The organism is Methylobacterium terricola (genome assembly GCF_006151805.1).
Classification (GTDB): domain Bacteria; phylum Pseudomonadota; class Alphaproteobacteria; order Rhizobiales; family Beijerinckiaceae; genus Methylobacterium; species Methylobacterium terricola.
Genome location: NZ_VDDA01000004.1, coordinates 415883 through 427518, shown reverse-complemented (window position 1 = coordinate 427518; position 11636 = coordinate 415883). Strand labels below are relative to the sequence as shown.

The following is an 11636-nucleotide window of genomic DNA, read 5'->3' as shown; positions in this document are numbered from 1 at the left end:
AACCGGCACTACGCGCACGTCGACTGCCCCGGGCACGCCGACTACGTGAAGAACATGATCACGGGTGCGGCGCAGATGGACGGCGCGATCCTGGTGGTGTCGGCGGCCGACGGCCCGATGCCGCAGACCCGCGAGCACATCCTGCTGGCGCGCCAGGTCGGCGTTCCGGCGCTGGTGGTGTTCATGAACAAGGTCGACATGGTCGACGATCCGGAGCTTCTGGATCTGGTCGAGCTCGAGGTGCGCGAGCTCCTCTCGAAGTACGACTTCCCGGGCGACGACATCCCGATCACCAAGGGCTCGGCGCTGTGCGCGCTGGAGAACCGCGAGCCGAAGATCGGCCACGAGGCGATCCTCGAGCTGATGAAGACGGTGGACGCCTACATCCCGCAGCCAGAGCGTCCGATCGACCTGCCGTTCCTGATGCCGATCGAGGACGTGTTCTCGATCTCGGGCCGCGGCACGGTGGTGACGGGCCGGGTCGAGCGCGGGATCATCAAGGTCGGTGAGACGGTCGAGATCGTCGGGATCCGGGCGACGACCACGACGACGGTGACCGGCGTCGAGATGTTCCGCAAGCTGCTCGACCAGGGCCAGGCGGGCGACAACGTCGGCGTTCTTCTGCGCGGCACGAAGCGCGAAGACGTGGAGCGTGGCCAGGTTGTGTGCAAGCCGGGTTCGGTGAAGCCGCACACGAAGTTCAAGGCCGAGGCGTACATCCTGACGAAGGAGGAGGGCGGTCGCCACACGCCGTTCTTCACGAACTACCGTCCGCAGTTCTACTTCCGGACGACGGACGTGACGGGCGTGTGCCAGCTGCCCGAGGGCACCGAGATGGTGATGCCGGGCGACAACGTGACGATGGACGTGACGCTGATCGTGCCGGTGGCGATGGAGGAGAAGCTGCGCTTCGCCATCCGCGAGGGCGGCCGCACCGTCGGCGCCGGCGTCGTCGCCTCCATCACCGAGTAAGTTGGATGGACTGGTCCGGAGCCAGCTCGGGCTCCGGACCTATGAGAGAGGGGCGGGTGCCGCGCGCGCCCGCCCTTTTTTCGTGTCTCGGTGCCTGCTCGGCCCGCCGACGCGTGGCATTGCGGTTTGCGAGCGGTCACGCCGACCGCACCCCCGCAAGGAATTGCCCCACCTCCGCATCAAGGTGCTGTGAATGTTGCGACAGCTCCAAGGCTGCCGCGAGGAGTTGGCGGGCCGCCGTCCCGGTCTCCCCACCGCCCCGCGATGCCCGTGATGGAGTGGGTGACCACACCGGCGCCGACGGCCGCGGAGGGTTCTTGTAGCCTTACGCTACAATCCACTTGCATCCGGCCCGGGGATCCGGCTACAGAGCGGTCGCGCCGCGGCGCTGCAGGAGTGTAGCTCAACTGGTCAGAGCACCGGTCTCCAAAACCGGGGGTTGGGGGTTCGAGTCCCTCCACTCCTGCCAGGGACCGCGAGCCGACCGGAGCCTCCGCCCTCACCGGCAGATCTCTCCGAACAACAATCCGTCCGGGACAGTCGACAAGCGCAGGCAACTGCGCTAGACGCTGCGCCCATCCCAGATCGAACAGGCGGCGATGCGGGCCGGGAGAGATCCTTCAGCCTGCCTGCCGCCGTTGGTTTCGAGCGCATCGGTTGTCCGAGCCATGGCATCGAACGAAGCGACGAAGAAGATGGACCTCGGGCGCAACGCCTCCCGCAGCACGCCGCCGGCCCGCGGCGGTGGCTCCACGCCGACGCCGCCCCCGCGTCCGGCGCAGAAGCGCGTCGGCCCGTTCGAGTTCCTGCAGCAGGTGCGCGACGAGGGCCGGAAGGTCACGTGGCCGACCCGCAAGGAGACCCTGGTCACCACCCTGATGGTGTTCGTCATGGTGGTGGTGGCGAGCGTGTTCTTCACCGTCGTCGACCAGGTGCTGCGCTACGCCGTGACGCTGGTGCTGGGCATCGGGGCCTGATCGAACAAACGATGACCCGGCAGCCGCCGGCCCGAGAGTCGGGGCCGCGCGCCGGACTGGAGTGAACGCCGTGTCGAAGCGCTGGTACATCGTCCACGCCTACTCGAACTTCGAGAACAAGGTCGCGCAGTCGATCAAGGACCAGGCGGCCCAGCGCGGCCTGACCGAGAAGTTCGACGAGGTCATGGTCCCGACCGAGAAGGTCGTGGAGGTGCGTCGCGGCCGCAAGGTCGATGCCGAGCGCAAGTTCTTCCCCGGCTACGTGCTGGTGAAGTGCGACCTCACCGACGAGGTCTATCACCTCATCAAGAACACCCCGAAGGTCACGGGCTTCCTCGGCGCCGACAAGTCGAAGCCGGTGCCGATCCCGGACGCCGAGGCCGAGCGCATCAAGGGCCAGGTCCAGGAAGGCACCGACCGCCCGAAGGCCTCGATCTCCTACGAGGTCGGCGAGCAGGTCCGCGTCGCGGACGGCCCCTTCGCCTCGTTCAACGGCATCGTCGAGGAAGTCGACGAGAGCCGCTCCCGCCTCAAGGTGGCGGTCTCCATCTTCGGCCGGGCGACCCCGGTCGAGCTCGAATACGGTCAGGTCGAGAAGCTCTGATCGTACCCGGCGGATTGCTTCGGAGTCGCATGGGGCGCGGTCAGCGTGCCTCGTCGCGGCTCCCGAAAAAGCCGCCCCTCACCCGCGGAAGGCCCGCCCGGGAACGCCTCCGGGAGTCCGGGCCGCACCGCGACCTGCAACCGCCCTCAGTCGATAGGGCTATTCTGGGAGCAGTCCCATGGCGAAGAAGATCACGGGCTACGTGAAGCTTCAGGTCCCGGCCGGCGCCGCCAACCCGTCGCCGCCGATCGGTCCCGCGCTCGGTCAGCGCGGCCTCAACATCATGGAATTCTGCAAGGCCTTCAACGCGAAGACCGCGCAGATCGAGAAGGGCACCCCGATCCCGGTGATCATCACCGCGTATCAGGACCGCTCCTTCACCTTCGAGATGAAGCAGCCCCCGGTCTCCTTCTTCCTGAAGAAGGCCGCTGGCCTGAAGATCGGCAAGAAGCCGGCCTCCGGCTCGAAGACCCCCGGCAAGGGCGCGCCCGCCGGCAAGGTCTCCGAGGCGCAGATCCGCGAGATCGCCGAGAAGAAGATGCCCGACCTGAACTGTGATTCGGTCGATTCCGCCGTCGCCATGATCCGCGGCTCCGCCCGCGCCATGGGCCTCGAGATCACCGCGTAAGGGGAGGGCGACATGGCACAGACAGGCAAGCGCATCCGCTCCGCCCGCGAGGGCATCGAGGTCACCAAGCTCTATCCGCTCGCCGATGCGGTGAAGCTGATCAAGGAGCGGGCCACCGCCAAGTTCGACGAGACCTTCGAGGTCTCGATGAATCTCGGCGTCGACCCCCGCCACGCCGACCAGATGGTCCGCGGCGTCTGCAACCTGCCGAACGGCTCCGGCCGGACCGTGCGGGTGGCGGTGTTCGCCCGCGGCCCGAAGGCCGACGAGGCCCGCGCCGCCGGTGCCGACATCGTCGGCGCCGAGGACCTGCTCGAGACGATCCAGGGCGGCACGATCGACTTCGATCGCTGCATCGCCACCCCGGACATGATGCCGCTGGTCGGCCGCCTCGGTAAGGTGCTGGGCCCGCGCGGCCTGATGCCGAACCCGAAGGTCGGCACCGTCACCATGGACGTGAAGGGCGCCGTCGCCGGCGCCAAGGGCGGTTCGGTCGAGTTCCGCGTCGAGAAGGCGGGCATCGTCCACGCCGGCATCGGCAAGGTCTCGTTCGACGAGCAGAAGATCGTCGAGAACATCCGCGCCTTCGCCGACGCGGTCGCCAAGGCGCGTCCGGCCGGCGCCAAGGGCACCTACATCCAGCGCATCGCCGTCTCCTCGACGATGGGCCCGGGCGTGAAGGTCGATCCCTCGAGCGTGCTGGTCGCCGCCGGCGCCTGAGCCGACGCGACTGAGGCGACACTGATCTGAGGCGCCCGGTCCGGCAACGGACCGGGCGTTTCGCTGTCCGGAAACTGCGAGCGTCGCGGGCCAGGGTCTGACGCTGCGGCATCTCGGCACTCCGCACGGGGCCGCGCCGCGGCGAAAACCTCTCCCGAGGGGCAGTCATCCGGCGCCGCTGTGCTACATACGGTGCCATGCGCAGCACCGTCCCGGTCTCCTCCTCGCGACGCATCCTCTGCGTCTTCCCCGCTTACACGCCCTCGTTCGGCACCTTCTCGCACGCCTATCCGCTGATGGGCGGCGTCAAGGCCTTCATGCCGCCGCAGGGGCTCCTGGTGATCGCCGCCTACATGCCGGAGGCATGGGAGGTGCGTTTCATCGACGAGAACATCGCTCGGGCGACGCCCGAGGACTTCACCTGGGCCGACGCGGTGTTCGTGTCGGGCATGCACATCCAGGAGGGCCAGATCCACGAGATCGGCCGGCGCGCCCATGCCGCCGGCAAGGTCGCGGCGCTCGGCGGCCCCTCGGTCTCCGGCGCGCCGGAGAAGTACCCGGATTTCGACTATCTCCACATCGGCGAGATCGGCGATGCCACCGACGCGCTGATCCGGCGCCTCGACGAGACCGTGGCGGTGCCGCACGAGCCGGAGCGGTTCGAGACCAAGGACCGTCTCGGCCTGTCCGAGTTCCCGGCCCCGGCCTACGAGCGGGTGCCGCTCAAGCGCTACCTGATCGGCTCGCTGCAATTCTCCTCCGGCTGTCCGTATCGCTGCGAGTTCTGCGACATCCCGCAGCTCTACGGCCGCCAGCCGCGGCTCAAGACCCCCGAGCAGCTCTGCGCCGAGCTCGACGCCATCGTGGCGCAGCCGGGGCACCCGGCGGTGGTCTACTTCGTGGACGACAACTTCATCGGCAACCGCAAGGCGACCCGCGAGATGCTGCCCCACCTCGTGGAGTGGCAGAAGCGGAACAACTACCCGCTCCAGTTCGCCTGCGAGGCGACGCTGAACATGGCCAAGCAGCCCGAGATCCTCGAGCTGATGCGCCAGGCCAACTTCATGACGGTGTTCGTCGGCATCGAGACGCCGGAGGCGGACGCGCTGAAGGGCATCGACAAGACCCACAACGCGGCCGTGCCGATGTACGAGGCGATCGAGACCCTGAACTCCTACGGGCTCGAGGTGACCTCTGGCATCATCCTGGGCCTCGACACCGACACCGACAAGTCCGAGCAGAACCTGATCGACTTCATCGACCGGTCGGCGATCCCGGTCCTCACCATCAACCTGCTCCAGGCCCTGCCCAAGACCCCGCTCTGGGACCGTCTCGAACGGGAGGGTCGGCTCGTCCACGATGCCAGTCTCGAGTCGAACGTGCTGTTCAAGCGCCCGCACGACGACGTCGTCGGCTCGTGGCGCCGGGCCATCGCGCACGCCTACTCGCCCGAGCAGCTGTTCGAGCGCTTCAAGCGCCAATGCGACGTCACTTACCCGAACCGGATCACCACTCCGACCGCCGGCAAGCTGACGCTGACCAACCTGCGCCGCGGCCTGATCCTGGGCTTCAACATCATCACCCGGGTCGGCCTGCTCTCCGATTACCGCCGTCCGTTCTGGCGCGCCGCCGGCTACGCCCTCAAGCGCGGGCAGATCGAGGCGGTGTTCAACATGGGCTTCGTCGCCCATCACCTGATCCGCTTCACCCGCGAGGCCCTGCGCGGCGAGCACAACGCCTCGTTCTATGCGGCGCAGGACAAGGCCAAGGCGGAGGCCGCCGCGAGGGCAGGGGCCCGGCAGGCGGCGTGAGTGGGAAGCACTGACGGGAAATCGGTGCCTGCGACCGAATTTCCTCGTCGCGGGCGACATTTCCCGTGTCGGGGCCCTTGGCAGGCTGCTTGCACGCCGCTATAGACCCGGCTCCACGTTTCCGAGATCGAAAGGATTCGGCCGACCGGCCGGTCCTTGAGAGAGGTCCCCGGGCGACCGGGTGACCGAAGTGGCCGGAAGGGTTCAGGGGGAAGCCCCTCGTGCCCCGTCCGGCCATGTCCTGTCCGAGACTGCAGGCGTCGGCGCCAGCCGGCTTAATCCCCCAGCCTGCACAGACGGGGAAGACCGAGTTTCACCGCCCCCAGGCCTTCCTGGGCCCGCGGGGCGTCGGTTTGAACCATCTCGCCCGAGGCGAGGGGCCGTCAGGTCCTTGGCATCGGGGGCAGGGCCGTGAAGCGTCGTTCAGGACGTCGCGGTCTTCTCGTAAGGCCCCGGCTCATCCTGGGCGGCATTTGCAACCGGCGGGGCCCACCCGGGTTCCGCCAACCGGAGAGAGCCAAGGTGGACAGAGCAGCAAAAGCTGATCTCGTCTCGACGCTCAACGGGGTGTTCGCGAACACCTCCGTCGTCGTCGTGGCCCACTACAAGGGCCTCACGGTCGCCGACATGCAGAAGCTGCGCTCGCAGATGAAGCAGGCCGGCGCCACCGTGAAGGTCGCCAAGAACCGCCTCGCCAACATCGCTCTCGAAGGCACGGACGTCGCCTCCATCCAGCCCCTCCTGAAGGGCCCGACCCTGCTCGCCTATTCGAGCGATCCGGTCGCGGCCGCCAAGGTGGCGGTGGACTTCGCCAAGGCCAACGAGAAGCTGGTCATCCTCGGCGGAGCCATGGGGACGACCGCCCTGAACGTGGACGGCGTGAAGGCCCTGGCCTCGCTGCCGTCCCTCGACGAACTGCGCGCCAAGATCGTGGGCCTGGTCCAGGCTCCCGCGACCAAGATCGCTCAGGTCGTCAACGCGCCGGCCGCCAAGCTCGCGCGCGTGTTCGGGGCCTATGCCAAGACCGGCGACGCCCAGACCGACGAAGCGGCCTAACGGGCTGTTCGAGACCAAACCGTTCAAACCGACAACATCAGGAAGTGAAAAATGGCTGATCTTGCCAAGCTCGTCGACGACCTGTCCTCGCTGACCGTTCTCGAGGCCGCCGAGCTCGCGAAGATGCTCGAGGAGAAGTGGGGCGTCTCGGCGGCTGCCGCCGTCGCCGTCGCCGCCGGCCCGGCCGCCGCTGCCGCCCCCGTCGAGGAGCAGACCGAGTTCACGGTCGTGCTCGCCGCCGCCGGCGACAAGAAGATCGAGGTCATCAAGGAGGTCCGCGCGATCACCGGCCTCGGCCTCAAGGAGGCCAAGGACCTGGTCGAGGGCGCTCCGAAGCCGGTCAAGGAGGGCGTGTCCAAGGACGACGCCGCCAAGCTCAAGGCCCAGCTCGAGAAGGCCGGCGCCAAGGTCGAGCTCAAGTAAGGCGGTGGCGGGCCTCCCGGCCCGCCTCACGTCCCGGACCAGGCCTCGCGGCCAGTCCGGGGCCACCAGCCCGCGGGCCTCGCGCCCGCGGGCTATGGTCGCTTCGGCGCACCCCCTCGGGATCCAGGGCACGGATCCCCATATGTGTTCGAGGTTTGCGGGCGGCCGGTGCACGGGCGGTCCGCACGGTCACGGCAGGTCGATGCGGACCCGATTCGGTCAGCGTCCCACCGGGGCCGTATAAGCGGTGGATGAGGAGCGAGGTCAACCCATGGCCAACACGCTGGTCGGTCGCAAGCGCATTCGCAAGTTCTTCGGCAAGATTCGGGAAGTCGCCGAGATGCCGAACCTCATCGAGGTCCAGAAGGCGTCATACGACCAGTTCCTGATGGTGGACGAGCCCGAGGGCGGGCGCGCCGACGAGGGCCTGCAATCGGTCTTCAAGTCCGTTTTCCCGATCTCCGACTTCTCCTCGACCGCGCTCCTCGAGTTCGTCAAGTACACGTTCGAGAATCCGAAGTACGACGTCGACGAGTGCCGCCAGCGCGGCATCACCTTCGCGGCTCCGCTGAAGGTGACCCTGCGGCTGATCGTGTTCGATGTCGACCCGGATACCGGCGCCAAGTCGGTCAAGGACATCAAGGAGCAGGACGTCTACATGGGCGACATGCCCCTGATGACGGAGAACGGCACCTTCATCGTCAACGGCACCGAGCGCGTCATCGTCTCGCAGATGCACCGCTCGCCGGGCGTGTTCTTCGACCACGACAAGGGCAAGACCCACTCCTCGGGCAAGCTCCTGTTCGCGGCGCGCATCATCCCGTATCGCGGCTCCTGGCTCGACGTCGAGTTCGACGCCAAGGACATCGTGCACGCGCGCATCGACCGCAAGCGCAAGATCCCGGTCACCTCGCTGCTCTTCGCGCTCGGCCTCGACGGCGAGGAGATCCTGTCGACCTTCTACAACCGCGTCACGTACTCGCGTGACGGGCACGACTGGCGCGTCCCCTACGACGCGGAGCGGCTGAAGGGCTTCAAGGCGACGACCGACCTCATCGACGCCGATTCGGGCGAGGTGGTGCTGGAGGCCGGCAAGAAGCTGACGGCGCGTGCCGCCCGCCAGATCGCCGAGAAGGGCGTGAAGGCCCTGCGCGCCACCGACGAGGACCTGATCGGCCAGTACATCGCCGAGGACATGGTCAACTACAAGACCGGCGAGATCTACGCCGAGGCCGGCGACGAGATCAGCGAGAAGGTCCTCAAGGGCCTGACCGACGTCGGCATCGAGGAGATCCCGGTCCTCGACATCGACCACGTCAACATCGGCCCGTACATCCGCAACACGCTGGCGGTCGACAAGAACTCGGCCCGCGAGGGGGCGCTGTTCGACATCTACCGGGTGATGCGCCCGGGCGAGCCGCCGACGCTCGACACCGCCGAGGCGATGTTCCATTCGCTGTTCTTCGACGCGGAGCGCTACGACCTCTCGGCCGTCGGCCGCGTGAAGATGAACATGCGCCTCGACCTCGACGCGGCCGACACCGTGCGGACGCTGCGGCGCGAGGACATGCTGGCGGTCGTCAAGGCGCTGGTGGACCTGCGCGACGGCAAGGGCGAGATCGACGACATCGACCACCTCGGCAACCGCCGGGTGCGCTCGGTCGGCGAGCTGATGGAGAACCAGTACCGTCTGGGCCTCCTGCGTATGGAGCGCGCCATCAAGGAGCGGATGTCGTCCGTCGACATCGACACCGTGATGCCGCAGGACCTGATCAACGCGAAGCCCGCGGCGGCCGCGGTGCGCGAGTTCTTCGGCTCGTCGCAGCTGTCGCAGTTCATGGACCAGACCAACCCGCTCTCCGAGGTGACGCACAAGCGCCGCCTGTCGGCGCTCGGCCCGGGCGGTCTGACCCGCGAGCGCGCCGGCTTCGAGGTGCGCGACGTTCACCCGACCCATTACGGCCGGATCTGCCCGATCGAGACGCCGGAAGGCCCGAACATCGGCCTGATCAACTCGCTCGCCACCTTCGCCCGGGTGAACAAGTACGGCTTCATCGAGACCCCGTTCCGCCGCGTCCGCGACGGCGTGGTCACCGACGAGGTCGCCTACCTGTCGGCGATGGAGGAGGCGAAGTATCACGTCGCCCAGGCCAACGCCATGATGGACGAGAACCGCAAGCTCACGGAGGACCTGGTGGTCTGCCGGCGGGCGGGCGAGGTGATCGTCGTCGGCCCCGAGCGGGTCGACCTGATGGACGTGTCGCCGAAGCAGCTCGTGTCGGTCGCCGCGGCGCTGATCCCGTTCCTCGAGAACGACGACGCCAACCGCGCGCTGATGGGCTCGAACATGCAGCGCCAGGCGGTGCCGCTGGTCCGCGCCGACGCGCCCTTCGTCGGCACCGGCATGGAAGCGGTGGTCGCCCGCGATTCGGGTGCCGCCATCGGCGCCCGGCGCGCCGGCGTCATCGATCAGGTCGACGCGACCCGTATCGTCATCCGCGCCACCGACGAGGCCGACGCCTCGAAGCCCGGCGTCGACATCTACCGTCTGCAGAAGTTCCAGCGCTCGAACCAGTCGACCTGCATCACCCAGAAGCCGCTCGTGCGCGTCGGCGACGTGGTGAAGAAGGGCGACATCATCGCCGACGGTCCCTCGACCGAGTTCGGCGAGCTCGCGCTCGGCCGCAACGTGCTCGTCGCGTTCATGCCGTGGAACGGCTACAACTTCGAGGACTCGATCCTGCTCTCCGAGCGGATCGTGAAGGATGACGTGTTCACCTCGATTCACATCGAGGAATTCGAGGTGATGGCCCGCGACACCAAGCTCGGGCCGGAGGAGATCACCCGCGACATCCCGAACGTCTCGGAGGAGGCGCTCAAGAACCTCGACGAGGCCGGCATCGTCTATATCGGCGCCGAGGTCCACGCGGGCGACATCCTGGTCGGCAAGATCACCCCGAAGGGCGAGAGCCCGATGACGCCGGAGGAGAAGCTGCTCCGCGCCATCTTCGGCGAGAAGGCCTCGGACGTCCGCGACACCTCGCTGCGGGTGCCGCCGGGCGTCACCGGCACGATCGTCGAGGTCCGGGTGTTCAACCGCCACGGCGTCGACAAGGACGAGCGTGCCCAGGCGATCGAGCGCGAGGAGATCGAGCGTCTCGCCAAGGACCGCGACGACGAGCAGGCGATCCTCGACCGCAACACCTATGCGCGTCTGGGCGACCTTCTGGTCGGCCAGTCGCCGGTGGCCGGCCCGAAGGGCTTCAAGAAGGAGACCACGCTCACCCGTGAGCTGCTGGCGGATTACCCCCGCTCGCAGTGGTGGCAGTTTGCCGTCGTCGAAGACCGTCTCATGACCGAGATGGAGGCGATGCAGAAGCAGTACGACGAGTCGAAGAAGCGCCTCGAGCAGCGCTTCCTCGACAAGGTCGAGAAGCTGCAGCGCGGCGACGAGCTGCCCCCGGGCGTCATGAAGATGGTCAAGGTCTTCGTGGCGGTGAAGCGCAAGATCCAGCCCGGCGACAAGATGGCGGGCCGCCACGGCAACAAGGGTGTCGTGTCGCGCATCGTCCCGATCGAGGACATGCCGTTCCTGGAGGACGGCACCCACGCCGACATCGTGCTCAACCCGCTCGGCGTGCCGAGCCGGATGAATGTCGGCCAGATCCTCGAGACGCATCTGGGCTGGGCCGCCGCGGGCTTGGGTCGGCAGGTCTCGCAGGCCGTGGACGCGTACCTGCGCACCCACGACATCGAGCCCCTGCGCGAGCGGATGAAGGCGATCTACAGCGAGACCGAGCTGGCCGGCCTGACCGACCAGGATCTCGCCGAGGTCGGCAACAACCTGCGCCGCGGCGTCCCGATGGCCACCCCGGTGTTCAACGGCGCCAAGGAAGCCGACATCGAGACGATGCTGGAGATGGCGGGCCTCGACCGCTCGGGCCAGTCGACGCTCTACGACGGGCGCACCGGCGAGCCCTTCGACCGCAAGGTCACGGTCGGCTACATCTACATGCTGAAGCTGCACCACCTGGTGGACGACAAGATCCACGCGCGCTCGATCGGTCCGTACTCGCTCGTCACCCAGCAGCCGCTGGGCGGCAAGGCGCAGTTCGGCGGCCAGCGCTTCGGCGAGATGGAGGTGTGGGCCCTCGAGGCCTACGGCGCCGCCTACACGCTGCAGGAGATGCTGACGGTGAAGTCCGACGACGTCGCCGGCCGCACCAAGGTCTACGAGGCCATCGTGCGCGGCGACGATACCTTCGAGGCGGGCATCCCGGAGAGCTTCAACGTGCTGGTGAAGGAGATGCGGTCGCTCGGCCTCAACGTCGAGCTCTTGTCCTCCAAGCGCGCTGCCAACGACCAGCTCGAGGCGCCCCCGGAGGCGGCCGAATAAGGCCCTTCCTCGACGCTTCGCACGACAGCGGCGGGGCCCTCGCAAGGGG

Annotated in this window: 9 protein-coding genes and 1 tRNA gene; all 10 read left to right on the top strand. The window is 67.8% G+C overall.

The window, feature by feature from the left end; all coding sequences use genetic code 11:
* Positions 1–972 (top strand): elongation factor Tu (gene tuf, locus FF100_RS12500; protein ID WP_139036193.1); only part of this gene is annotated, 972 nt, incomplete at its 5' end.
* Positions 973–1364: 392 nt separating this feature from the next.
* Positions 1365–1441 (top strand) — tRNA-Trp (locus tag FF100_RS12495).
* A gap of 199 nt (positions 1442–1640) precedes the next feature.
* Positions 1641–1949, top strand: coding sequence for a preprotein translocase subunit SecE (secE, locus tag FF100_RS12490; protein WP_139036003.1), 309 nt, complete (start codon positions 1641–1643; stop codon positions 1947–1949).
* A gap of 70 nt (positions 1950–2019) precedes the next feature.
* Positions 2020–2553 carry a transcription termination/antitermination protein NusG gene (gene nusG / locus FF100_RS12485; RefSeq protein WP_109960484.1) on the top strand — a complete coding sequence of 178 codons (534 nt, stop codon included), beginning with the start codon at positions 2020–2022 and terminating at the stop codon, positions 2551–2553.
* A 178-nt stretch (positions 2554–2731) separates the two neighbouring features.
* Positions 2732–3181, top strand: a complete 450-nt coding sequence (gene rplK, locus FF100_RS12480; RefSeq protein ID WP_048430287.1) for a 50S ribosomal protein L11 — start codon at positions 2732–2734, stop codon at positions 3179–3181.
* Positions 3182–3193: 12 nt separating this feature from the next.
* Complete coding sequence (rplA, locus tag FF100_RS12475) at positions 3194–3901, top strand: 50S ribosomal protein L1 (protein ID WP_139036002.1); 708 nt, start codon at positions 3194–3196, stop codon at positions 3899–3901.
* A 197-nt stretch (positions 3902–4098) separates the two neighbouring features.
* On the top strand, positions 4099–5712 hold the full coding sequence (locus FF100_RS12470; protein WP_139036001.1) for a B12-binding domain-containing radical SAM protein: 1614 nt from the start codon (positions 4099–4101) through the stop codon (positions 5710–5712).
* A gap of 522 nt (positions 5713–6234) precedes the next feature.
* Complete coding sequence (gene rplJ / locus FF100_RS12465; protein WP_139036000.1) at positions 6235–6768, top strand: 50S ribosomal protein L10; 534 nt, start codon at positions 6235–6237, stop codon at positions 6766–6768.
* 51 nt (positions 6769–6819) lie between these two features.
* Positions 6820–7191, top strand: a complete 372-nt coding sequence (gene rplL, locus FF100_RS12460) for a 50S ribosomal protein L7/L12 (RefSeq protein ID WP_139035999.1) — start codon at positions 6820–6822, stop codon at positions 7189–7191.
* Positions 7192–7462: 271 nt separating this feature from the next.
* Positions 7463–11587: a DNA-directed RNA polymerase subunit beta gene (gene rpoB / locus FF100_RS12455; RefSeq protein ID WP_139035998.1), complete on the top strand. Its 4125-nt coding sequence runs from the start codon at positions 7463–7465 to the stop codon at positions 11585–11587.
* Positions 11588–11636: the final 49 nt, after the last annotated feature.

Bases quoted from the DNA above. Each gene is read 5' to 3' on its own strand.
- secE (WP_139036003.1), top strand. From the start codon at position 1,641: ATGGCATCGAACGAAGCGACGAAGAAGATGGACCTCGGGCGCAACGCC.
- rplK (WP_048430287.1), top strand. From the start codon at position 2,732: ATGGCGAAGAAGATCACGGGCTACGTGAAGCTTCAGGTCCCGGCCGGC.
- rplA (WP_139036002.1), top strand. From the start codon at position 3,194: ATGGCACAGACAGGCAAGCGCATCCGCTCCGCCCGCGAGGGCATCGAG.
- FF100_RS12470 (WP_139036001.1), top strand. From the start codon at position 4,099: ATGCGCAGCACCGTCCCGGTCTCCTCCTCGCGACGCATCCTCTGCGTC.
- rplL (WP_139035999.1), top strand. From the start codon at position 6,820: ATGGCTGATCTTGCCAAGCTCGTCGACGACCTGTCCTCGCTGACCGTT.
- rpoB (WP_139035998.1), top strand. From the start codon at position 7,463: ATGGCCAACACGCTGGTCGGTCGCAAGCGCATTCGCAAGTTCTTCGGC.